Source organism: Nocardioides sp., from assembly GCF_025965415.1.
GTDB lineage: Bacteria > Actinomycetota > Actinomycetes > Propionibacteriales > Nocardioidaceae > Nocardioides.
On record NZ_JAOPWY010000043.1, the window covers coordinates 1 to 22,559 of the forward strand.

The 22,559-nt window shown below is 71.6% G+C and carries 25 protein-coding genes; 10 read left to right on the plus strand and 15 right to left on the minus strand.

Features of this window, described 5'->3' with window-relative positions; translation table 11 throughout:
- Positions 1 to 1,079: hypothetical protein (locus JWN97_RS05225; protein WP_297619371.1), on the plus strand; the 1,079-nt coding region annotated here is incomplete at its 5' end.
- A gap of 79 nt (positions 1,080 to 1,158) precedes the next feature.
- Here JWN97_RS05225 and JWN97_RS05230 read toward each other — a convergent pair.
- The 11 genes from JWN97_RS05230 to JWN97_RS05280 all read right to left on the minus strand — a co-directional run bounded on the left by JWN97_RS05230 (position 1,159) and on the right by JWN97_RS05280 (position 12,437).
- A complete protein-coding gene (locus tag JWN97_RS05230) occupies positions 1,159 to 1,332 on the minus strand; it encodes a Flp family type IVb pilin (RefSeq protein ID WP_297619374.1) in 174 nt (57 codons plus the stop codon).
- Positions 1,333 to 1,411: 79 nt separating this feature from the next.
- Entirely contained in the window at positions 1,412 to 1,594 is a 183-nt protein-coding gene (locus JWN97_RS05235) for a Flp family type IVb pilin (protein ID WP_297619377.1), read from the minus strand.
- A 176-nt stretch (positions 1,595 to 1,770) separates the two neighbouring features.
- Positions 1,771 to 2,418, minus strand: coding sequence for a response regulator transcription factor (locus JWN97_RS05240; protein WP_297619380.1), 648 nt, complete (start codon positions 2,416 to 2,418; stop codon positions 1,771 to 1,773).
- Positions 2,415 to 3,977: a histidine kinase gene (locus JWN97_RS05245; RefSeq protein ID WP_297619383.1), complete on the minus strand. Its 1,563-nt coding sequence runs from the start codon at positions 3,975 to 3,977 to the stop codon at positions 2,415 to 2,417. The genes JWN97_RS05240 and JWN97_RS05245 overlap by 4 nt, the downstream gene beginning before the upstream one ends.
- The gene (locus tag JWN97_RS05250) at positions 3,974 to 4,894 is read right to left on the minus strand and encodes a type II secretion system F family protein (RefSeq protein WP_297619386.1); all 921 of its coding nucleotides are present in this window, start codon (positions 4,892 to 4,894) and stop codon (positions 3,974 to 3,976) included. Before JWN97_RS05250 ends, JWN97_RS05245 begins: the two co-directional genes overlap by 4 nt.
- Positions 4,895 to 4,899: 5 nt before the next feature.
- Positions 4,900 to 6,798, minus strand: a complete 1,899-nt coding sequence (locus tag JWN97_RS05255) for a type II secretion system F family protein (protein ID WP_297619388.1) — start codon at positions 6,796 to 6,798, stop codon at positions 4,900 to 4,902.
- Positions 6,795 to 8,198, minus strand: coding sequence for a CpaF family protein (locus JWN97_RS05260; RefSeq protein WP_297619391.1), 1,404 nt, complete (start codon positions 8,196 to 8,198; stop codon positions 6,795 to 6,797). The genes JWN97_RS05255 and JWN97_RS05260 overlap by 4 nt, the downstream gene beginning before the upstream one ends.
- A gap of 1 nt (position 8,199) precedes the next feature.
- Entirely contained in the window at positions 8,200 to 9,450 is a 1,251-nt protein-coding gene (locus JWN97_RS05265) for a P-loop NTPase (protein WP_297619394.1), read from the minus strand.
- Positions 9,447 to 10,229, minus strand: a complete 783-nt coding sequence (cpaB, locus tag JWN97_RS05270; RefSeq protein ID WP_297619397.1) for a Flp pilus assembly protein CpaB — start codon at positions 10,227 to 10,229, stop codon at positions 9,447 to 9,449. The genes JWN97_RS05265 and cpaB overlap by 4 nt, the downstream gene beginning before the upstream one ends.
- A gap of 57 nt (positions 10,230 to 10,286) precedes the next feature.
- A complete protein-coding gene (locus tag JWN97_RS05275) occupies positions 10,287 to 10,463 on the minus strand; it encodes a hypothetical protein (RefSeq protein WP_297619401.1) in 177 nt (58 codons plus the stop codon).
- A gap of 177 nt (positions 10,464 to 10,640) precedes the next feature.
- A complete protein-coding gene (locus JWN97_RS05280) occupies positions 10,641 to 12,437 on the minus strand; it encodes an AMP-dependent synthetase/ligase (protein WP_297619404.1) in 1,797 nt (598 codons plus the stop codon).
- 95 nt (positions 12,438 to 12,532) lie between these two features.
- Here JWN97_RS05280 and JWN97_RS05285 point away from each other — a divergent pair, with 95 nt between their 5' ends.
- From JWN97_RS05285 to JWN97_RS05300, 4 genes are read left to right on the plus strand one after another with little or no spacing between them, the layout of a single operon-like run.
- Complete coding sequence (locus JWN97_RS05285) at positions 12,533 to 12,970, plus strand: SRPBCC family protein (protein WP_297619407.1); 438 nt, start codon at positions 12,533 to 12,535, stop codon at positions 12,968 to 12,970.
- A gap of 14 nt (positions 12,971 to 12,984) precedes the next feature.
- Entirely contained in the window at positions 12,985 to 14,178 is a 1,194-nt protein-coding gene (locus tag JWN97_RS05290; RefSeq protein WP_297619410.1) for an ArsA family ATPase, read from the plus strand.
- On the plus strand, positions 14,175 to 14,567 hold the full coding sequence (locus JWN97_RS05295; protein ID WP_297619413.1) for a hypothetical protein: 393 nt from the start codon (positions 14,175 to 14,177) through the stop codon (positions 14,565 to 14,567). Before JWN97_RS05290 ends, JWN97_RS05295 begins: the two co-directional genes overlap by 4 nt.
- A gap of 7 nt (positions 14,568 to 14,574) precedes the next feature.
- The gene (locus tag JWN97_RS05300; protein ID WP_297619416.1) at positions 14,575 to 15,528 is read left to right on the plus strand and encodes an ROK family protein; all 954 of its coding nucleotides are present in this window, start codon (positions 14,575 to 14,577) and stop codon (positions 15,526 to 15,528) included.
- Between the two features lie 42 nt (positions 15,529 to 15,570).
- Here the strand turns inward: JWN97_RS05300 and JWN97_RS05305 are convergent, their stop codons facing one another.
- Together JWN97_RS05305 and JWN97_RS05310 are read right to left on the minus strand one after the other, a co-directional pair.
- Positions 15,571 to 16,815 (minus strand): TIGR00300 family protein, encoded by a 1,245-nt coding sequence (locus tag JWN97_RS05305; RefSeq protein ID WP_297619419.1) that lies wholly within the window; start codon positions 16,813 to 16,815, stop codon positions 15,571 to 15,573.
- Positions 16,816 to 16,842: 27 nt separating this feature from the next.
- Positions 16,843 to 17,277 carry a hypothetical protein gene (locus tag JWN97_RS05310; RefSeq protein ID WP_297619422.1) on the minus strand — a complete coding sequence of 145 codons (435 nt, stop codon included), beginning with the start codon at positions 17,275 to 17,277 and terminating at the stop codon, positions 16,843 to 16,845.
- Between the two features lie 84 nt (positions 17,278 to 17,361).
- On the opposite strand from JWN97_RS05310, the gene JWN97_RS05315 reads away from it, so the two are divergent.
- From JWN97_RS05315 to JWN97_RS05335, 5 genes are read left to right on the plus strand one after another with little or no spacing between them, the layout of a single operon-like run.
- Positions 17,362 to 18,174, plus strand: coding sequence for an alpha/beta fold hydrolase (locus JWN97_RS05315; protein ID WP_297619425.1), 813 nt, complete (start codon positions 17,362 to 17,364; stop codon positions 18,172 to 18,174).
- 9 nt (positions 18,175 to 18,183) lie between these two features.
- Positions 18,184 to 18,936 carry a lysophospholipid acyltransferase family protein gene (locus JWN97_RS05320; protein ID WP_297619428.1) on the plus strand — a complete coding sequence of 251 codons (753 nt, stop codon included), beginning with the start codon at positions 18,184 to 18,186 and terminating at the stop codon, positions 18,934 to 18,936.
- Positions 18,933 to 20,090: a DUF5931 domain-containing protein gene (locus JWN97_RS05325; RefSeq protein ID WP_297619443.1), complete on the plus strand. Its 1,158-nt coding sequence runs from the start codon at positions 18,933 to 18,935 to the stop codon at positions 20,088 to 20,090. The genes JWN97_RS05320 and JWN97_RS05325 overlap by 4 nt, the downstream gene beginning before the upstream one ends.
- A 4-nt stretch (positions 20,091 to 20,094) precedes the next feature.
- Positions 20,095 to 20,610 carry a flavin reductase family protein gene (locus tag JWN97_RS05330; protein WP_297619431.1) on the plus strand — a complete coding sequence of 172 codons (516 nt, stop codon included), beginning with the start codon at positions 20,095 to 20,097 and terminating at the stop codon, positions 20,608 to 20,610.
- A gap of 41 nt (positions 20,611 to 20,651) precedes the next feature.
- Positions 20,652 to 21,299 (plus strand): response regulator transcription factor, encoded by a 648-nt coding sequence (locus tag JWN97_RS05335; protein ID WP_297619435.1) that lies wholly within the window; start codon positions 20,652 to 20,654, stop codon positions 21,297 to 21,299.
- On the opposite strand, the gene JWN97_RS05340 is transcribed toward JWN97_RS05335, so the two are convergent.
- Together JWN97_RS05340 and JWN97_RS05345 are read right to left on the minus strand one after the other, a co-directional pair.
- Complete coding sequence (locus JWN97_RS05340) at positions 21,300 to 22,133, minus strand: hypothetical protein (protein ID WP_297619437.1); 834 nt, start codon at positions 22,131 to 22,133, stop codon at positions 21,300 to 21,302.
- The coding region (locus JWN97_RS05345) for a class F sortase (protein ID WP_297619440.1) at positions 22,130 to 22,559 on the minus strand (430 nt) is incomplete at its 5' end. The genes JWN97_RS05345 and JWN97_RS05340, both read right to left, overlap by 4 nt.

Genomic DNA, 22,559 nt, shown 5'->3' on the forward strand with positions numbered 1-22,559 from the left:
CGGTGGCGTCGTTCGTCGCCGGGATCGACTCGCGTGACGCCGAGGCGCTGGCGGCGCTCGCCGCGCCCGACGACGCGGCCGCGGCCGACCTGCTCACCGGCATCGCCGGCAACGCCGCAGAGCTGGACCTGCGTCAGGTGAGTGCCCGCTACGTCGACCAGGTCGGGACGGTCGCCGACGACGGCAGCTGGACCGGGATCGTCGACCTCACCTGGCGGATCGGGGATCTCGACGCCGCCAGGTCGCGCGCCGACGTGGCCGTCTCGTTCGCCCCCGACGGTGACGCGCTGGGGATCGCCGGCTTCGAGGCCGCCAGCCGGGCCCGTGTGCCCCTGTGGTTGCGCGGGGCGCTCGCGGTGGCCCGGGCGGACGGCGTGCTGGTGATGGTCGACGGGTCCCCCTCGGAGGCGGTTGCCGTCGCGGAGCGGGTCACCCGGGGAAGGGACGTCGTACGCCGCGTGCTGGGTGAGCCGGACGCACCGGTCGTCGTCGAGGTCCCGGCGAGCGCCGCCGACCTCGACGAGGCCCTGGGCGCCGCCCCGGGGACGTACGCCGGCATCGCGGCCGTGACCACGACCGCGGGAAGCCCGGACGGGCCCGCCGCGCCGGTCCACGTCTTCGTCAACCCCGACGTGACCGCGGGGCTGCGGCGGGCCGGGGCCCAGGTGGTGATGAGCCACGAGCTGGTCCACGTGGCCACGGATGCGCCGCGCACCCCCATGGAGCCGTGGCTGCTCGAGGGCTTCGCCGACTACGTCGCGCTGCGGGACACCCGCCTGCCGGACCGCACCACGCTGGGACGGGCGATCGCGGTGGTGCGGCGCGACGGTGCGCCGGACTCGTTGCCCTCGGCCGCTGACTTCGAGACGCGGGAGCGGGACCTGCAGGCCCGCTACGAGGAGGCGTGGCTCGCCTGCCGGATCATCGCGGACAGGCTGGGGGAGCAGGGCCTCGTGTCGGTGTACGACGCCGCTGCTGCGGGAGCCCCGGTGGAGCGGGTGCTGCGACGTGCGGGGCTGGGGGAGGACGAGCTGGCCCGGGCGTGGCGGGCACGCCTCGTGGCTCTTGCCCGCTCGTGACGAAGATGACGCGAGGGCGACCGGTTGTGCGGTCGCCCTCACGTGCAGGGTGCAGGTCGGCGGCTGCGTCGACCAGCTGTCAGATGACGCCGGCCAGCCAGGTGGACAGGCCGCCGAAGTAGGTGTTCAAGGCGCCGCCGAACAGCGCGACGCCCAGGACGATCACGATGGCGATGAAGCCGACCAGGAGACCGTACTCCGTGGCAGTGGCGCCGCGTTCGTCCCGATCGTGACTCACGTGGATCTTGCTCACGGTGACTCCTCTCTGGATCAAAGAGAAGAGGCCGACCACTCCGAGCGGAATGGTCGGCCCCTTCGTCAGGAACTGGTGGTCACCAACCGCCGACCTGGGTGGCGAGGTCGCTGAAGAACGCGTTGAGCGCGTCACCGAAGAGGCCGACGCCCACGACGATGATGAGGGCGATGAGGCCGACCAGCAGGCCGTACTCCGTGGCGGTGGCGCCGTCCTCGTCCTTGCGGCCGACGAGCATGAGGGTGATGAACTTCTCGATCATGGTGGTTCCCCTTGTGTGAGTGATGAGTCTCGGTTCCGAGCCCACGAGGACCCGTCACGGAGAACTCTGCCAAGATCTCGGGGCCGCCGAATCGGGTGATCGGCCCGCGCTGCATAGTCCCTTGTGACTATCTGTGGGTGACCCCGGCGACACCGCGAAGCCCCGACCGGAGTCGCTCAGAACCGCTGGGTCGACGCGTGGTCCAGGAGGCCGAGGCGCATGGCTGACACGAGGGCCTGCGCGCGATTGGCGGCGCCCAGCTTCTGGTAGATGTGCGTGATGTGCGTCTTGGCGGTGGACTCACTCATGTAGAGCGTGGTGGCTATCTCGCCGGTGCCCAGACCGTCGGCGAGCAGCGCGAGCACCTCCTCCTCGCGACCCGAGAGCTTCGGCGGCGCGGGCGCGGTCGCCCGGCGCATCATGGCGCCGCTCAGACCGGCGCACAGGAACGTCCGGGGTGCGACCGCGGCGTGCCGCGCCGCGCTGACCACGTCGGCCGCCTTGCTGTCCTTGCCCACGAACGCCGAGGCGCCGGCCTCCATCGCGGCGAAGATCTGGTCGTCGCCCGCGTGCATGGTCAGGACGACCAGCCCGGTCGTGTCACTCGTCGCGCGCACCTGGCGGACGACCTCGAGTCCGTGTCCGTCCGGCAGCTCGAGGTCGGTGACGATGACGTCGGGCTGCAGCTCGGCGAACGCGGCGACCCCCTCGGCGATCGATCCCGCCTGGCCGACGACCGTCATCCCCGCGTCGCGCTCGAAGGCGCGGGCCAGTCCCTGCCGGATGAGCTCGTGGTCGTCGATGAGCAGCACCTGGGTGGTCATGCGTTCTCCTTGGTGGTGGCGGCAGTGGTCAGAGGGGGCGACTGGAGGCGCACGATGGTGCCACCCCCGACTCGTGAGGTGACGTCGAGCGACGCCTCGATGCCGGCGGCGCGCTCCTGCATGCTCTGGAGGCCCCAGTGGCGGTCCTTGGGCTGGGCGTTGCCGACACCGTCGTCCTCGACCTCGAGGAGGAGGGTCGAGCCGTCCGAGACCAGCGTCACCCACAGGTTGTCGGCCCGGGCGTGCTTGCGCACGTTGCCGATGGCCTCCTGGGCCACGCGCAGCAGCTCCGACTCGGTGCGCGGTGGGAGGGACGGCCCCGACTCGTCGAGGACGAGGTTGACCCGGAGGTCCATGTCCTGGGTGACCTGGTGGACGTAGTCGGCGAGCGCACCGGAGAGCCGGTGGTCGGCGACGTGGTGACGCAGGTCCAGGATCGAGTAGCGGATCTCGGCGACGATGCGGCTGATCTCGCCGCGCAGGTTGTCGGCGAGCTCCTGCGTCTCGGCCTCGTCGGAGACGGACGCGATCTCGTCGACGATGTAGCCGAGGGCCACGAGCTCCTGGGCCACCCCGTCGTGCATCTCGCGGGCGATCCGCTTGCGCTCCTCGGCGGTCGCGAGACGGCGTACCTCGTCGAAGAGGACGGCCGTGTCGAGCCGCAGGGCGAACTCGTCGGCCACCGTCTGGGCGGCCGAACGGTCGAGGTCGGTCCAGCCCCCGGGCTTGCGCAGGACGACGCTGCCGAGCTGGTGACCGGCGCCGCGGAGGCCTATCACCAGCACCTCGCTCTGGTGGGCGTGGTTGGCCCCGATCGCGTGGCTGGCCAGGGAGGTGGTGTCACCGTGACCGGCCAGCTGGACCAGCGGCAGACCCCAGGCGTGCCCGTAGACGGCCACACCGGCAGCTCCGGTGCCTTCGTGCAGCCGGGCGACGAGCTCGGTCGCGAGCTTGATGCTGTCGAGGCCGACCTCGCCGCGACTGGTCAGGTCGTGCAGCTGGCTCATCAGCTGGTGGGTCGCCACGTAGGGGGCCTGCCGCATCTCGAGGTCGCGGATGCTGCGTGTCTGCACACCGGCCAGCACCCCGATCCCGAGGCCGGTCACCAGCCAGAAGCTGGCGGACTGGAGGACGTCCATCGACGGGGGATCGCTGGAGAGGCGCCCCGCGACGAGCACGGCCGCGGTGGAGAGCAGGAAGGCGTTGGTGGCGGACAACCAGCCGCGGCGGATCCCGGCCGCCAGGGGAGGCACCGCGAGGTAGAGCAGGATCGCCTCGTCCCGCGACAGCTCAGCTGCCACCACCACGCCCACGAGGAGCGCCTCTGCGAGCGGGACCCAGCGTGAGATCGCCTCGGTCCCGACCCCCTCGACCAGGCTCGCGAGCGCCGCGACGAGTCCGAGGAGCATGATCAGCACACCGAGGCGGGAGAGCCCGTCGCTCGACATGGCCCGGCCGATGACCAGCGCGATCGCGAAGATGCGCACCGCGGTGGTGACTCGCCACGTGCGGCGCGTGGAGCGGCTGGGCTCCGTGGACGCGATGATGTCGAGGATCACCCGAAGAGGTCGCCCATCCCCAGGAACACGGGGCCGATGACGACGATGAAGATCACCGGGAGGATGAAGAAGATCACCGGGAACAGGATCTTGACCGGCACCTTCTGCGCCGCCTCCTCGGCGCGCTGACGCCGCTTGGTGCGCATCTCGTGGCTCTGGATGCGCAGCACCCGCGCGATCGGGATGCCGAGGCTGTCGGCCTGCACCATGGCCAGGCAGAAGGACTTGAGGTCGGCCAGACTGGTGCGTTCGCCCATCGCGCGCATCGCCTGGGACCGGCCGATGCCCAGCTGCATCTCCTGGAGCAGCCGGGAGAACTCCTGGGCGAGGGGCCCCGTCGTGTTCTTGGCGACCCTGGCCACGGCCGCGTCGAAGCCGAGTCCGGCCTCCACCGAGATGGTGAGCAGGTCGATGGCGTCGGGCAGGGAGTTGCGCATCAGCGTCTCGCGCTTGTCGCCGGCGTTCTTCAGCAGGACGTTGGGGAGCACGTAGCCGAAGGCCGCGAAGCCGGCGGTGAAGAGCAGCACGCGGTCGATGGAGTAGTCCCGGGAGAGGGAGAACAGGAAGCCGAGGACCCCGAGGGCGCCGAGCCCGAGGACCTTGAGCCCGATGATGCGGTTGACGTCCCACGCCGGGGGGTTGCCGGCGATGTCGAGGCGGTGCGCGATCTTCGTCGCGGTGTCGGCCCGGGTGATCTTGCGTCCCACTCCGACGAGCCGCCCGCCCAGCGGGGCGATGACGCGCTCGGTGAAGGGGCGCTCCAGCTCGGCGGTCATCACGCTCGGCGCCGAGTGGATCGCCTGCACGGCCGCCACGGACCGGGCGATGGCCCGTCGCTCGGAGGTGAGCACGCCCACGATGGAGAACGCCACGACGAGCGACGTGAAGAGGAGTCCCGCTCCCAGCAGCAACAACATGGAGGTCACACCTTGATCTTGGTGAGTCGGGACATGACGAAACTACCCGCAGCCAGCATCCCCAGCGCGACACCACAGAGCACGTAGCCGGTGCCGGTCGTGTACAGAGGCTCTACGAAGTCACCCTTGAACACAAGCATGTAGCAGAACAGGGCGATGGGGAGACCCGTGAGGACGTAGCCGGAGAACCGGCCCTCCGCGCTGAGCACGCGGACCTGGCGGCGCAGGTACTCGCGGTCGCGCAGGGTCTCCGACACCGTGTTGAGCAGCTCGGCCAGGTTGCCGCCGACCTCGCGCTGGATGCGGATCGCCATGACCACCCATGAGAAGTCCTCGGACTCCATCCGATCGGCCACGTTCTCCAGCGTCTCCTCGATCGGGATGCCGAGGCGCTGCTCGATGAGCGCACGGCCGAGCTCGCCGGCCATGGGCTGGTGCCCCTCACGCACGACCGTGTCCACGGCCTGCGGGAGGGAGAGGCCGGCAGAGAGGCCGCCGGCCATGAGCGTGAGGGTCTCGGCGAGCTGCGCGTTGAAGGCGGCCAGCCGCTTGGCGTGCTTGCGCTTCAGCCACCACCACGGCACCAGGACGCCGGCGATGAAGGCGATGACCATCAGGGCGCCGCCCTTGAGGATCAGCCCGGCGAACCCGGCGCCGATCGCGATGGCGGCGTGCAGGAGCAGCCACTCGGCCGGCTTGAGCGAGGACCCACCGCCGGCCAGGCGCTTGGCCAGTCGGTCCTCGAAGTCTCCCTTGACCATCTGCCCGGCCAGGCCGACGGCCGCGTCCTTGAGGCTTCCCTGGGCCTGGGCCCGGCCGGACTGGCCGGTGGTGGTGGTCCCGCCGCCCTGGGCGAAGTAGTTGTCGAGCCGCTGCTCGCTGAGGGACTTTCTCGTGCCTCCGCCGATGGCGAAGGCGATGACGCCCGCGATGCCGAGGCCGAACGCCAGCGCACCCAGCAGGAAGGCGTTGCGTCCGACGATCGGGTTGCCCGGCTCGAGCACCTGGGGCAGGTCGACCGAGTCCGTCCCGGCCAGGGCCACGAACGCCGAGTCGGTGAAGGTCGACCCACCAGCGGTGACCGAGGCCTCCACCGTCTGCTCGCCGGAGACCCCCTCGGGAAGCTCGAAGGTGACCAGGACCTGGGAGGCCAGGGCCTCGGCCTGTGCGGAGAAGACCGCGCCCAGGGCCGTGGGGTCTGCGGCGATCACCTGACCGCCGGCGGTGGACGCCAGGCCGCCGAGGGTCGCCTGCTGCTCCGGCGACTGGCCCAGGGCCACGACGTCGACGACGACGCCGGCCTCGCTCGTGGTGGTCGACAGGTCGTCGATGGTGGTGGTGCTGCCGGTGTCGGCGCCGTCGGAGAGCACCAGGAGCGACCGGGCACCCTCGTCGCCGGCCAGCTCCGCACCCGCTGCCACGGCGTCGTACAGCTTGGTCCCGGCCTTGAGCTCGACGCGGGCCAGCTCGTCGACGATGGACCGGTGGTCGGTCGTGGGGGCGATCGTCTGCTGGACCGTGCCGGCGAAGGTGACCAGACCGATCTGGACGTCCTCGGGAGCGGCGGTCAGGAACGCGTCGATCGCCGCGGTCGCGGCGTCGAGCTTCTCGCCGGACATGCTGTTGCTGGCGTCGAGGACGAGCACGGTGGTCCGCTCGACCTGCCCACCCTCGACGGTCTCGGCCGACGCGTCGACCTCGTCGCCGTTGACCGTGACGCTCACGCTGTCGAGGTCGGGGGCCGCACCGCCGGGGATCTGGTCCACACCCAGCAGCAGCGAGACCGTTCCGTCCTCGGACTGCGCGTGGTCGATGGAGATCTCGTCGGCCGCGAACACGGCCGTGGCCGACCCCGTCGCCCCGAGCAGCAGGGCGGCGGCGGCGATCGCGGGTGCGATCCTCATCGCACGCCACCGGGCGTGGCGAAGACGGCGGGGTCGACGCGTACGCCGTGGTCGGCGAGGCGCTCGAGGAAGCGGGGACGCAGGCCGGTGGAGACCAGCCCGCCCTGGAACTTGCCCTGCTCGTTCACGCCGGCGGAGTAGTCGAACATGAAGACGTCCTGCGTCGTGATGATGTCGCCCTCCATGCCCACGATCTCGGTGATCGCGGTGATCCGGCGCGTGCCGTCCTTGAGACGGGTCTGCTGGATGATGAGGTCGACCGCGCTGGACACCTGCTCGCGGATGGCGCGGACGGGGAGGTCCATGCCGGCCATGAGCACCATCGTCTCGAGACGGGCCAGGGCGTCGCGGGGGGTGTTGGCGTGGAGCGTCGAGATCGAGCCGTCGTGACCGGTGTTCATCGCCTGCAGCATGTCGAGTGCGGCGGCGTCACGGATCTCACCGACGACGATGCGGTCGGGGCGCATGCGCAGGGAGTTCTTGACCAGGTCGCGGATCAGCACCGCACCCTTGCCCTCGATGTTGGGCGGGCGCGACTCCAGCCGCAGGACGTGGTCCTGACCCAGCCGGAGCTCCGCGGCGTCCTCGATGGTGACGATGCGCTCGTCGTCGGGGATGAACGACGACAGCACGTTGAGCGTGGTCGTCTTGCCGGCGCCGGTGCCGCCGGACACGAGGATGTTCAGGCGGCCCTTCACGCAGGCCTCCAGCAGCCCGGCCGAGCTGGGCGTGAGGCTGCCGAAGTTGATCAGGTCCTGGACGGTGTACGGGTCCTCGGAGAACTTGCGGATGGTGAGCTTGGACCCGTCGAGGGCCAGCGGCGGGATGATGGCGTTGACGCGGGACCCGTCGGGGAGGCGGGCGTCCACCATGGGGCTCGCCTCGTCGACCCGGCGACCGATCTTGCCGACGATCTTGTCGATCGTGCGGCGCAGGTGCGCCTCGTCGGAGAAGCTCGTGCCGGTCTTGACCAGCTTGCCGCCGCGCTCGACGTAGATCGAGTCGAACGAGTTGACCATCACCTCGGACAGGTCGCCGTCGCGCAGCAGGGGCTCCAGCGGGCCGTAGCCGAGGATGTCGTCGGAGATCTCCTGGGTGATCCGCGTGCGGTCGGCCCCGGACATGACCACGTCCGTGGCTGCCACGGCACCCTGGAGGGCGAGCCGGACGTTGCTCTCGAGCTCGCTCTGCGTCATGTGGACGTCGTAGAGCTTGGGCCCGAGGGAGGCGACCAGCTGGGCGTGCACCACCCGCTTGACGTCCTCGAAGGGGTCACGCGTCGAGGTGCGGACGACCTTGGGTGCCGTGGCGGTCGTCGTAGCGGGCGTCTTCTCGTGCGGGACCTCGTGTCCCTCGCTGCGGGCGCGCTGGGCAGCGGCCAGTCTGTCGGTCAGACCCATCTCAGGCCTTCCTCAGTCGGAATCGGCTGGCGGTGGAGCGGGACTTGCCGTCCCCGTCCGAGTCCGCCTCGGCGGCGCGGGCGGCGCCCGCGATGGAGGTTGCGAAGGCCTTGATGGCCTTGCTGTTGGGGTGGCTTGCGTAGGCCAGCACGAGCGGCTCGCCGCGGTTGACGGCGGTGAGCACCTCCCGGCTCGACACGAGCGAGCAGTCGGCCTTGAGACCGAGCGTGCCCTCGTACTCCTCGACGGACAGCCCGACCTTGGTGTCGGCGCGGTTGAGGACGAACTTCCACTTCTCGCGCGGGAAGTTGAGCAGGTCGAGCGTCTGGGCCGCGAGCTTGAGCCCCTTGAGCGCGGGGATGTCGAGCGTCCCGACGAGCACGAGGGTGTCGGTGCGGTCGAGCGCCGTCAGCGCAACGTCGTCGAACACCCCTGAGGTGTCCACCACGACGTAGTCGTAGACGCGGACCAGCAGGTCGAGCAGCTTGCCGATGTCCTCGTTGGTCGCCTGGTCCGGGGAGTCGAGGTGCACCGGGGCCGCCACCACGCCGAGCGTCTTGGAGTAGGGCGTGACGAGCGTCTCGATGGCCTCCACGTCGATGTCGCCGTTGAAGGCGGCCAGGTCGTTGAGCGTCCGCGTCGGGGTCAGCTGGAGCATGATCGCGATGTCGCCGTTGTTGACGTCGAGGTCGACGATGCAGACCGAGTGGCCCCGCTCGGCCAGCGAGACGGCCGTGTTGGCGGCCATCAGGCTCTTGCCGACCCCGCCCTTCGTCGAGAACACCGTGATCAGGCGCCCCGTCGGCTTGGCTGCCGCTGCGCGGGCCGCCTCGGCGGTGGCCTGTGCCTCGGAGAGCGCCGCCTGGGCGGCGGCCTGCGTCTCGTCCTCCATCGTCTGGACGATGGCGGACGAGACCGCCCGCGCCCGGCTGACGGCGGTGGTCAGCCCGGCCAGGTCCCGCGACTCCACGACCTCGCGCATGCCGCTGCGCAGGGCGGTCGACAGCGCACGCGCGTCCACCGTCTCGCGGAGCAGGATGACGCCCAGGTCGGGCTTGTGGACCCGGGCCCACTGGGCGAACACGGCGGCGTCGTCCACCGCGATGGACGGCCCGATCACGACCGCGAACTCCTGGGCGGCCGAGGCGATGTGCTCGCTCAGCGCCTCCATCGACTCGAGCGGAACAGACCCGTGCAGCATCGCCTGGAGGACGCTCAGCCGAGACCGGTCCGTCTCCACGATCGCTGTCATCCAGCAGCCCTCCGGAAGGTCTCCGGCAGGATGTCGACCGGGTTCACGCCGGGCTTGTCGACCGACTTGGTGTCGGTGCCGAGCAGGGCGAAGGTGAGCTCGGTGGTGCGGTCGGCCAGGATCAGCTTCTCGGCCTCCTCCTGCGTGACGGCCACCGTGAGGATCGTGCGCGGCACCTCCTCGGTGACCTGGTCGCCCTCCTCGGTCGTGACGGTCCGCGAGGCGACCGACGTCGTGCCCACACCGATCACCGGCACGCGGGACAGGACGATCCGGGTGACCGATGACAGCGTCTCCTCGTTCCCGTCCGGGAGCCGGCGGATCGGCGCGGCGGCGGTGAGGAAGATGGCGACCTCGGAGCCCGGGTTGACGAAGCCGGCCACCCGCTCGAAGTCGGTGAGCTCCACCGACATCGCCATCTTGTCGTCGGGGATCACCAGGTTCTCGATCGAGCCGAGCGAGCCGAACCTGTCGGAGATGATCTGCTCGCCCGGGTAGATCGAACCGAGGGCGACCAGGTCGGCGATCGAGTCGGTGTTGTCGAGGGCGCCGGTGACCATGTCGTCCTTGCGGACCTTCTTGGTCTCGAACTTGCCGGCCTCCTGGGCGGCACTGACGGTCTCACCGGCGTCGATGACGGCAGTGGCGGTCAGCACCTCGACCAGTTCCTGGCCTTCGGTCGCGCGATCGTCGATGCCCTTCACGTAGAGCACGATCATTGCGGTGCCGAGGGCGGCGATGAGTACGGCCACGATGAGCAGCACGGAGCGGCGAGCCATGGAGTGTTTCCTTCACACGAGGGTGGACGGGGCGAGGTCGTGGGCAGGGGAGCGGGTTCAGTTCCGATCGCCGGCGATGCTGGGCGGACACGGAGCGCCGGCGGGGGCGTGGCCGCCCCGGAGCCGCCGGCGGGCACGCGCGGCACGGAAGGCCACGGCGACGGGCAGGTGGGCGTGGTGCGGGGCGAGCGCCAGCACGGTGGCACCTCGCTCCTGGCTCGTGCGTCGACGCATGACGTGCACCCCTCTCGCCGGTGGGCCGGAGGACCCGATTCCTCGCGGCGGCAAGAATTTAGTGCGGTGGTGATTTCGCCGTGGGCTAAACCGTGCAAACCACCCGATCATGGTCCTGGCATGACCCGAAAGGACTAGTCCGACCTAGTCATGTGCGCTCACGGGCAGCGACACGCGTCATCCGAGATAGAGCGCCTCGATCTCCTCGCGGTTCTCGCGGACGACCACGTTGCGCTTGAGCTTCAGGCTCGGTGTGAGCTGGCCGCCCTCCTCGGTCCACTCACCGGGGAGGATCGTGAACTTGCGGATCGACTCGGCCTTGGAGACCGCCTTGTTGGCGTCGTCGACGGCGTCCTGGACGGCGGCGACGAGGTCCGGGTCGTCCACGAGGTCGGCCACGTCGGTGGACTTGCCGTGCTGCTCGGCCCAGGCCGGGAGGGTGTCGCGATCGATGGTCACGAGGGCGCCGATGAACGGCTGCCCGTCGCCGACCACCAGGCACTGGTCGACCAGCGCGTGGGCGCGGAGGCGGTCCTCGAGCACGGCGGGGGCGACGTTCTTGCCGCCGGCCGTGACCAGGATCTCCTTCTTGCGACCCGTGATGCGCACGAAGCCCTCGTCGTCGACCTCTCCGACGTCGCCGGTGTGGAACCAGCCGTCGCGACCGATGGTCTCGCTGGTGGCCGTCTCGTTGCCCCAGTATCCGGCGAAGACCTGGCCGCCCTTGAACAGCAGCTCGCCGTCGTCACCGACCCGGACGCTGGTGCCGGGGAGGGGGCGACCCACGGTGCCGATCTTCTGCGCGTCGGGGAGGTTGACCGTGAGCGCCGCCGTGGTCTCGGTGAGGCCGTAACCCTCGAGCACCGTCAGGCCGATGCCGCGGTAGAAGTGGCCCAGGCGGTCCCCCAGGGGCGCGCCGCCGGAGACGGCGTGGGCGCACGACCCGCCCAGCGCCTGCCGCAGCTTGCCGTAGACGAGCCTGTCGAAGAGCGCGTGCTGGGCCCGCAACCGGAGCGGCACCCGCTTGCCGTCCAGCGCCCGCGACCAGGCGATGGCCACGTCGGCCGCGCGGTCGAAGATCGCGCCGCGGCCGTCGGCCGTCGCCCGCTGCGAGGCGGAGTTGAAGACCTTCTCGAAGACGCGGGGGACGGCGAGGATGAAGGTCGGCCGGAACTCGCCGAGGTCGGCGACAAGGTTCTTGATGTCGGCACTGTGGCCCATCCGGGTCCGGCTCTTGACGGCTCCGACCTGGATGATCCGAGCGAAGACGTGGGCCAGCGGGAGGAAGAGGAGCGTCGAGGCTCCCTCGGTGTCGAACAGGTCCGAGAGCTCGTCGACCGCGACGCCGAGCTCGAACATGAAGTTGCCGTGGGTGAGCATGCAGCCCTTGGGCTTGCCGGTGGTGCCACTGGTGTAGATCAGCGTGGCCAGGTCGAGCGGGGTCGCGGCCGTGCGTCGCTCCTCCAGGACCTCGTCGGAGATGTCGGAGCCGAGGCGGCCGAGCACGTCGACGGCGTTGTCCTGGATGGACCACACGTGCCGCAGCTCGACCAGGTCGCCCGACTGGCGGGCCTCCCGCACGCGGGCGAGGTGGTCCGGTCCCTCCGCCACGACCGCGCGGACGCCCGAGTCCTGGAGGATCCAGCCGATCTGCTCGGCCGACGAGGTCTCGTAGATCGGCACCGACACGGCGCCGGCGAACCAGATCGCGTAGTCGAACAGGGTCCACTCGTAACGGGTCTTGGACAGGAGCGCGACCCGGTCACCGGCCTCGACGCCGGCGGCGACGAGGCCCTTCGCGACCGCGCGCACCTCGTCGTGGAACTCCGCCGCCGTGACGTCCTCCCAGCCCTGCGCCGTGGCGCGGCTGAAGACGGCGGTCGAACCGTGCTCACGAGCGTTGTCGACGACGTCGTCCGTGAGGTTCCCGACGGTGGGGATGGCGATCGAGAGCGGCGTGGAGAACTCACGCACGATGGAACCTCCTGCTCGTGGTCACTGCGAAGCGCAGGTTATCGCCCGGGTCCGGGCGCCGAACACGCCCGGGTCCGTCGGCTAGGCTCCGGTCCATGGCCGAACAGACCTCCTCGTCGATCGCGATCGACGCCCCGCCGGCCGATGTCATGGCCGTCATCGCCGACTTCGAGTCCTACCCCGAGTGGGCCAAGGGCGTGCAGAAGGCGGAAGTCACCGAGGCCGGGACCGGCGGGCGCGCGGAGCAGGTCTACTTCGCCCTCGACGTCTCGCCGATCAAGGACGAGTACACCCTGGCCTACGACTGGGACGGCGACCGCGAGGTCACCTGGACGCTCGTCGAGGGCAACATGCTCCGCATGCTCGACGGCGCCTACACGCTGTCCGACCGGGGCGACGGCACCACCGAGGTCACCTACCGGCTGGCCCTCGACGTGAGCATCCCGCTGATCGGCATGCTCAAGCGCAAGGGCGAGAAGATTCTCATCGACACCGCGCTGAAGGGCCTCAAGAAGCGCGTCGAGTCGCTCTGACGTCCGGGTCCGGGATGCGGATCCTCCTCTTCACCGGCAAGGGCGGTGTCGGCAAGTCCACCCTCGCCGCGGCCACGGCCTCCGCGAGCGCCGCGGCCGGGCACCGCACCCTGGTGCTGTCCACCGACTCCGCCCACTCGCTCGCCGACGCCCTCGACGTCCCGGCCACCAGCGAGCCGAGTGAGGTCGCGCCCGATCTCTGGCTCCAGCACGTGGACGCCCAGGAGCGCTTCGAGAGCTCGTGGGCCGACATCCAGGGCTACCTGCTGAGCGTGCTCGACGTGGCCGGGGTGGACCCGGTCACCGCCGAGGAGCTCACGGTGATCCCGGGCGCCGAGGAGGTGCTGGCCCTCCTGGAGGTGCGCGCCCGGGCGCGGTCGGGGGAGTGGGACGTGCTCGTCGTGGACTGCGCGCCGACCGCCGAGACGCTCCGCCTGCTCGCGCTGCCCGAGGCCCTGGGCTGGTACATGGACCGGGTCCTGCCCGTCGAGCGCCGCGTGGTCAAGGCCCTCAAGCCAGTGCTCACCCGCGCGGCCGGCGTGCCGATGCCGGGCGACTCGGTGTTCGACGCGATCGAGCGGCTGCACGCCGAGCTCGACGACGTACGGTCCGTGCTGACCGGGCCCGAGACCTCGGTCCGCCTCGTGCTCACCCCCGAGTCGGTGGTGCTCGCCGAGGCGCGACGCGCCTACACGTTTCTGACGTTGTTCGGCTACACCGTGGACGCCGCCATCGTCAACCGGGTCTTCCCCGACGGCGGGGCCGACCCCTGGCGTACGACGTGGGTGGAGGCGCAGGGACGGGTCATGGCCGACGCCGCCGACTCCTTCGCGGGCCTCGACCTGCGGACCTCGGTCTACCGCCCCTCCGAGCCGGTCGGGCGCGCCGAGCTGCTCGACCTCGCACGCGACGTCTACGGCGACACGGACCCGCTCGCCGGCGGTGCGGCCCGGGCACCGATGAGCGTCCGCTCGCTGGGGAGCGGCCTGGTGCTGTCGATGCCCCTGCCCCTGGCCGACCAGGACGACGTACGCCTGTCGCGCAAGGGTGACGAGCTGGTGGTGTCGGTCGCGTCGTATCGTCGCCTCGTGACGTTGCCATCCGGTGTGGCGCGGCACCGTGTGGCGGGAGCCCGCGTGCACGCCGGTGAGCTGCAGGTCAGGTTCACCGATCCCACGACCGACACCGCCGCAGAGGGGGCCACGTGAGCGACTCCGGTGACGCCCGCGACGTCGGCTCCCTGGGCGACGAGGCGGCCAGGCTGCTCGGTGCCCTGTCGGGGTGGGCCCGTGAGCACGCCGGCGAGGCGAGCGACGGGTTGTCCGGCTTCGCGGCCCACGCCGCGACCTCGGCCCACGACCTCAACGAGCACCTCGCGACGGGCTCTGCGGAGTGCACGGTGTGCCCCGTGTGCCGCACGGTCCATGCCGTCCGCCAGCTGAGTCCGGAGGTCAAGGCCCACCTCACGACGGCCATGACCTCGCTGGCGCAGGCGGCCGCGGCGATCATGACCACCGCCGACCCGCGCACCGAGGGTGAGGGCCGCGCCGGCGTCGAGCACATCGATCTGGGCGACGACTGGCCCGAGGACGAGTGAGCCACCGGTGAGCGCCGGGACCGGCGGGGTCGTCGTCGGCGTCGACATCGGCGGCACCAAGGTGCTCGCCGGGGTCGTCGACCGCGCCGGACGGGTCTCGAGCACCGCACGCCGTACGACGCCGGGCCGGCGGGTGGTGACCAGCCAGGTAGAGGACGCGCTGGTGGAGGCGATCCTCGAGTCCGCGGACGGCCGGCGCCTGGCCGGCGTCGGCGTCGCCGCTGCGGGGTTCGTCGACGTCCGCGGCGAGCGGGTGATGTTCGCGCCCCACCTGCCGTGGCAGGGAGAGCCGCTGCGCGACCTCCTGCAGGACCGGCTCGGGTGCCAGGTGCTGCTCGACAACGACGCCAACTGCGCCGCCCGTGCCGAGGCGCACCACGGGGCAGCCAGGGGGGCGAGGTCGGCGCTGATGATCACCATGGGCACGGGGATCGGTGGGGCCGTCCTCATCGACGGTCACGTCCTGCGAGGCGCCAACGGTATGGCGGGGGAGTTCGGCCACATGCAGGTCGTCCCGGACGGGCAGGCCTGCGAGTGCGGCCGCAGGGGGTGCTGGGAGCAGTACTCCTCCGGCAACGCCCTGGTCCGCAACTCCCGGGCACTGATGGTCGAGCAGCCCTCGGTCCTGGAGGAGATGAGCGGCGGCAACCCCGACCGGATCACCGGACCCATGGTCACGTCCGCCGCCGAGCAGGGCGACCTCGTCGCCCGCCGCGCCTTCGCCTCGGTGGGGGACTGGCTCGGCGTGGGGACGGCCAACCTCGTCGCGGCCCTCGACCCGGAGGTGGTGGTCATCGGTGGCGGGGTCTCGGCCGCCGGCGACCGGCTCCTGGACCCGGCCCGGACCGCGATGCAGCGCACCCTCGTGGGCGCCGCCCACCGGGTCGTCCCCGACATGGTCGCCGCTCAGCTGGGACCCGCGGCGGGGATGATCGGCGCGGCGCTGCTGGTCCAGCTGTAGGTCCGGTGGCCGGACCTCGTGCGCCCTCGGCCGACAACGGGGTCAGCCGCGCCGGTGGTCCGGCACCAGCTCGAGGGCGAGCTGCTCGAGGAACAGCCCGACGTCGGTGACGATCCCGCGGCCCTGGTGGGAGCCGCGGTCGACGACCTTGGTGACCACGCTGGGGTTGATGTCCACGCACACGAGGGGCACGGTCGCCGGCAGGATGTTGCCGGTGGCGACCGAGTGCAGCTGGGTGGCCATCATCAGGCAGTAGCCGACGCCCTCGATCTCGGCGCGCATCGCGCGCTGCCCCTCCACCACGTCGGTGTGGACGTCGGGGAGCGGGCCGTCGTCGCGGACCGAGCCGACGAGCACGTAGCGCTTCCGGTGCGTGACGAGGGCGTGCATGATCCCGCTGGTCAGGACCCCGTCGGCGACCGCCGCGGCGATCGAGCCCGCCTTGCGCACCGTGTTGATGGCGCGCACGTGGTGCTCGTGCCCGTGCTCGACCCCAGGGACCACGCTCAGGTCGACGCCCAGGCTGGTGCCGTAGAGCGAGGCCTCGATGTCGTGGGTGGCCAAGGCGTTCCCGGCGAAGAGCGTGTCGACGAAACCCGCCCGGACCAGCGCGACCAACGCGGGGACCGCTCCGGTGTGGACCACGCCCGGCCCGGCCACCCAGAGCAGCCGCTTGCCGTCCGCCCGCGCCCGGCGCATGCCGTCGGCCACCTGGCGCACGAGCACCGCCTGCGGCTTGTCGTACGACGGCGCGGGGCCGTCCGCCGGGCCGAACGCATCGCCCACGGCGTCCGGGCGCGGGACGGAGACCTCGATCCCGGAGGCGCCGACGACGATCCGCATGCCGACCTCGACGTCCGACATCGGCACGGTGCGCACCCGCGTGCCGCCGTCGGCGGAGCCGGTGACGACCAGGCCGCAGTCCATCTCGGGGTTCTCCACGTCGTGCCAGGCGCCGTCGATGCGGACCCGGGTCTCCAGGTTGGTGGTGGAGTAGAAGCCGTCGGGCAGCACGCCGGGCAGCTCGGCGGTGCCGAGGACGGCGTCGCCGGGATCGCGCTGGTTGACGCCGCGCGTCTGGAGCCGCATCAGCAGCCGCTGGAGGGCCGCATCGGTCGCGGCCTTCACCGTGATGGTGGCGCTGCTGGGGTCGTGGGCCTCGTGGCCGACGTCGAAGGCGTCGATGACGTAGTCGCCGCCGTAGTGGCGGATGTCGTCGAGGACACGCGACAGGATGCCGCGGTCCATCAGGTGTCCCGTGACCTCGATCGTCTCGCTCGCCCCCACGGCAGGGACCCTATGCCCCGGCATGCCTCAGATGCGCGAGCCGTCGTCCCAGGGGTCGCGGGGCGCCCGTGGCATCTCGCGCACGAGGTAGAGGAAGCCGCCGACGAACCAGATGACCAGACCCCAGCCGACGAGCGGGTGCACGTAGAACGAGAACAGCCCGATCACCAGGGCGAGGGCGGGAGCGACGAGGATCCCCGACCAGGCCACGCCGCGCTGCCAGGTCCGGGGGACCGGGAAGGGCGGGGCGGCGGGCGGGTGGAACCTCTCCACCGCCGGGATCTCGTCCTCGCGATCCTCGGCGTCGTCCAGCTCCTCGACGTCCTCGATCCCGTCGGGCGCCGTCGCGGGCTCGCGGGTCTCGGCAGCCTCGTCGTCGTGCAGCACCGGCCGCTCGCCGTAGTGCTCCACGATCTCGCGCCAGGCCAGCTCGGTGCGGCCCTCGTCGCCAGGAGTCGTCACACGCTCACGGTACCGGGCACATGGTTCCGGGGCGCGCTGTGATCACCTCTCGACCAGTGCCCGATCTGGTGCAGACTGTGCGCTGTGAAGATCCCGTTCCGCGGGGCGCCCCCGGCGCCACTCGACCCCGCGCTGGTCGCCCCGATGTCCACGCCCGCGAGGCCCGAGCTCACCGGTGGTCGCCGCATCGGCGTGCTCGTCCAGCACGGCTTCACCGGCAACCCCGCGTCCATGCGCCCGTGGGCCGAGGACCTCGCCGCTCGGGGGTACGCCGTCGAGATGCCGTTGCTGCCGGGTCACGGCACGCGCTGGCAGGACCTCAACCGGTCCACCTGGGCCGACTGGGTGGCTACGGTCGAGGGGGCCTACGACAAGCTCGCCGCCGAGAACGACGAGGTCGTCGCGGTCGGGCTGTCGATGGGCGGCGCGCTCTGCCTGCGCCTGGCCGCCGACAAGGGCGACGCGCTCGCCGGCGTCTGCGTCGTCAACCCCGCCGTCGACACGCTGCGCAAGGACGTCAAGCTGCTGCCGCTGCTCAAGCACGTGGTGCCGGCGATGCCCGGCATCGCCAATGACATCAAGAGGCCCGGGGCCGACGAGCACGGCTACCCGATGACCCCGCTCAGGGCGGCGGCGTCGATGTTCACCGGCTATGCCGAGCTGCGCAAGGACCTGCCCCGGATCACCATCCCGGTGCTGTTCTTCCGCTCCGCCGAGGACCACGTGGTCGACATCTCCAGCGCGCGGGCCCTCAACGCCGGCCTGTCGTCGAAGGACTTCGAGGAGCGCGTGCTCGACGACAGCTTCCACGTCGCGACCCTCGACAACGACGCCCCGCGGATCTTCGCGGAGTCGGCCGAGTTCATCGAGCGGGTCACCCAGCGTCAGCAGGGATAGGGTCGGCGCGTGCTGTATTGGTTCCTGAAGTGGATCGCCCTCGGGCCGGTGCTGCGACTCGTCTTCCGGCCCAAGGCATTCGGCGTGGACCACGTGCCGGAGGAGGGGCCCGCGATCCTCGCGAGCAACCACCTGTCGTACGCCGACTGGCTCTTCATGCCGCTCACGCTCAACCGTCGCGTCACCTTCGTCGCCAAGGCGGAGTACTTCACGAGCCCCGGCATCAAGGGCTGGTTCCAGAAGAAGTTCTTCTCCGGCGCCGGCCAGGTGCCGATCGACCGCTCCGGGGCCAACGCCGCCGAGGGCGCGATGAAGTCGGCCATGAAGATCCTCGCCGAGGGCGACCTGTTCGGGATCTACCCCGAGGGCACCCGGTCGCACGACGGCAAGCTCTACCGCGGCAAGACCGGCGTGGCCCGGCTGGCCCTGGAGACCGGTGCGCCGGTCATCCCGTGTGCCGTCGTCGGCACCGACGTGGTGGCGCCTGCCGGCAAGGTCTACGGCTCCTGGACCCGTCCGGTGGTGCGCTTCGGCAAGCCCCTGGACTTCTCGCGCTACGCCGGCATGGAGAACGACCGCTACATCCTGCGGTCGATCACCGACGAGATCATGTACGAGATCATGCGCCTCTCCGGTCAGGAGTACGTCGACCTCTACGCCAGCAAGGCCAAGGAGCTCGACAAGGAGAAGGCCAAGCAGGCCGCCGCCGAGCAGGCCGCGCAGGAGGCCGCCGGCGACGGACCGGGGCAGAAGGCGTCCTGAGCGCGCTCCCCCAGCGGCCCCCTGCCCCCGCCGCCCGCGCGGACTCGGCGCTCGCCGTCGAGGACCGGCTCTACTCCGCGCTGGCCCTCGTGCGGGTCGTGGTGACGATCAACATGGTCGGTCTCAACGCCTACCGGCGCGACAACTTCGAGCACCCGAGCATCGGACTGGTCATCGTCCTCGCGCTCGCCGCCTGGACCGCGGCGGCGATCTGGCTCTACCAGGACCGGCGACGACGCGCGGCGGTCCTGCTGGTGGCCGACCTCGCGATCGCCCTCGGCGCCCTCGCCGCCACCCCGTGGGTCAAGGGCCCCGACTACCTGGCCACCATCCCCGGGTTCTGGGTGATGGGCGCCCTGCTCGCCTGGGCGATCCACTGGCACTGGAAGGGGGGCCTGGCCGCGGCGGTCCTCCTGTCCGCGGCCGACCTGCTGCCGCGCTCGGTGGTCGACCAGGGCAACTACGGCAACGTGTTCCTGGTCCTCATCGGTGGCCCGATCGTCGGCTACATGTGTGAGTCCCTGCAGCGGATGGCCCGGGAGCGCGACGCCGCCGAGCACGCGGCCGCGGCCGCCGAGGAGCGCACCCGGCTGGCCCGGGCCGTCCACGACGGCGTGCTCCAGGTGCTCACGATGACCCAGCGCCGCGGGGCGGCCGCCGGGGGCGAGTGGGCCGAGCTGGGCCGCCTCGCGGGGGAGCAGGAGCGCAGCCTGCGGTCGCTGATCCGGCAGCAGGACACCGTGCCCACGGCTCCCGGAACGCAGGTGGACCTGGCGGGCGCCCTGGAGGAGATGGCCACTGCCCACCCCGTGCGCGTGGAGGTCGCCACCCCGGGCGGTGCGGTGCTCGTCGACGCCCACGTCGCGACCGAGACCGTCGCCGCGGTGCGAGCCTGCCTCGACAACGTCCTCACCCATGTCGGCCCCGACGCCTCGGCGTGGGTGCTGGCGCAGGCTGCGCCCGACGTGATCACCATCTCGGTGCGCGACGACGGCCCCGGCATCGCCCCGGGCCGACTGGAGCAGGCCGAGGCCGAGGGGCGACTGGGCGTCGTGTCCTCCATCCGGGGCCGCATCGAGGGCCTGGGCGGGACGGTCGCGATGGACAGCGGGTCGTGGGGCACCGAGTGGGAGCTCGCGGTCCCGCTAGCGTGACCGGGTGACCATCCACACGACCCATCCGTTCCTCGAGCCCGAGGGTGATCGCGATCCCGTACGACGCCTGCGCGGCCGGACGGGCGCCACGGTCTCGCTGTGGACGGCCGGCTCCGGAGACGACCGGGCCGGGCTGACCGTGTCCTCGTGGCTGGTGGCCGGCGGCGAGCCCGGCCGGGTGCTGGCGCTCCTCGACCCGGACGCCGACCTCACCGACGTGCTGCTCGACACCGGCCGCGGAGTGCTGCAGCTGCTGGCCTGGGCCGACCGCGACCTGGCGGAGGTCTTCGCCGGCACGGCCCCGGCGCCGGGCGGGCCGTGGCGCCTCGCCGAGTGGGTCGGGACCGACCACGGTCCCCGGCTCGCGCACGCCTCCACGTGGGCCACGCTCGAGGTCGAGTCCGACGTGGAGGTGGGCTGGTCGCGCCTCGTCACGTGCGTCCTGGTGGACGTCACCGTGGGCGACGACGGCGACCCGCTGGTGCACCGGCGTGGCCGATTCGTCCCTCCCGTGGCCTAGGCGGGTCTACCATTCCCCCAATCGACGAGCCGGGGGGCACCATGGTGAGGGTGATGGTGGTCGACGACCACCCGATGTGGCGTGATGCGGTCGAGCGTGACCTGCAGGCTGCCGGCCACGAGGTGGTGGCGGTCGCGTCCAACGGTCGCGAGGCGATGGCACGGTTCCCCGCCTCGGCCCCGCAGGTCGTCGTGCTCGACCTGCAGCTGCCCGACAGCACCGGCGTCCAGGTGACGAGCATGATGCGCGAGCATGATCCGACGTCTCGCGTGCTCATCCTCTCGGCGAGCGGCGAGCAGGGTGACGTGCTCGAGGCGATCAAGGCCGGTGCCACCGGCTACCTCGTGAAGTCCGCCTCCAGCGCGGAGCTCATCAACGCCGTGGAGCGTACGGCGGAGGGCGAGGCCGTCTTCACCCCCGGCCTGGCCGGGCTGGTCCTCGGCGAGTTCCGGCGGATGGCCGACGGGTCGACCGACGACGACCCGCGTGACCAGCTGACCGAGCGCGAGACCGAGATCTTGAAGATGGTCGCCACCGGGATGAGCTACAAGCAGATCGCCGCCCGCCTGGTGCTGTCGCACCGCACGGTGCAGAACCACGTGCAGAACACGCTGCGCAAGCTGCAGATGAACAACCGCGTGCAGCTGACCCGGTGGGCCATCGAGCATGGGCTCGACGAGGGCGGGTGATCAGGACACGGTGACCGAGGCCAGCACCCGGAAGCCGACCTCGTCACCCGTGAGCTCCACCCGCCACTGCCGGTCGGTGACCGGCACGCCGCACGGAGTGACCGTGTCCTTGACGCCGGCCACGCACGCGAGGGAGAGGACCGCCCGGGACTCCACGACCCGGGTGTCGCGCTCCCGGGGAGCGGAGACCTCCAGCGCCGTCGTGAGCGCCAGGCCGCGCCCGGGTGCCGAGGTGCTCAGCTCGACCGCCCCTGACATCCGGTAGCGCACGAGGATGTGGGTGGCGGAGGCGAAGAAGTAGGACGCGCGGCTGAAGTTGATCACCGCGGGACCCGACCCGGGTCGGTCGTCGGCGACCACCTCGACGTCCGACACCGCGACCGAGTCCGACTGGGGCATGTCCGGCAGGAACAGGTCGAGGTCACCGATCGGCTCGGCGGTGTGGATCCACTGCGTGACCTCGAGGACACCGTCCGGACGCACCTCGGTGAGGGTGCGCGACGCACCCGGGGCCGGGAAGCCCCGCAGCGGAGTGGAGGCAGTGGGGTTGCCCGGCGGGTCGTCGCCCGTGCGCCAGACGACGACGGCGGCGCCCAGCGCGCCGACGAGCACGGCGAGCGCCACTCCCAAGACGGCGACGGCGCGCACCGACCGGTGGCCGGGCTCGTCCGCCGCCGGTCGCAGGGGTGCGGGAGCGGGAGGAACCGGGGGTGTGGACGCGGACGTCGCGGGCGGCGCCGGCTCGGCCGGGCGGGACTCCTGCTCGGGAGCACGCCGGGGAGCCGGCGGGATGATCGTCGGCAACCGCTTCTGGTACTGCTTCTTCGGGGTCATGCGGCCTCGGGCGGGCCGAGGGGCACCGCCGTCACGACGGCCAGGTTCTGGTAGCCGCCCCGGGCGGAGTCGTACGGCGGCGCGCACGTCACGAGGGTGAGTCGCGCGGCGCCGGTGGCGTCGAAGATCCACGAGTCGTCGTCCAGGCTGCCCTGGGGCACGAGCCGCCGCGAACGGATGACGAACTCCTGGTGCAGGCCGGCCGACTCCATGCGGATGTGCGCACCGGCCCCGGCGGTGAGGAGCTCGGCGAAGGGACCGAGACCCTGGGTCCGGGAGTCGACGTGGGCGGCCACGAGGATGGAGCCGAACGGGTCGCCCAGCCGCGCACCGCCCCGCCACCAGCCGGCGACCTCGATGTCGTCCGGCACGTCGAGGAGGCCCACGGGCGTCGTGCCGACGGCCCGCACGCGCACCCGGCGACCA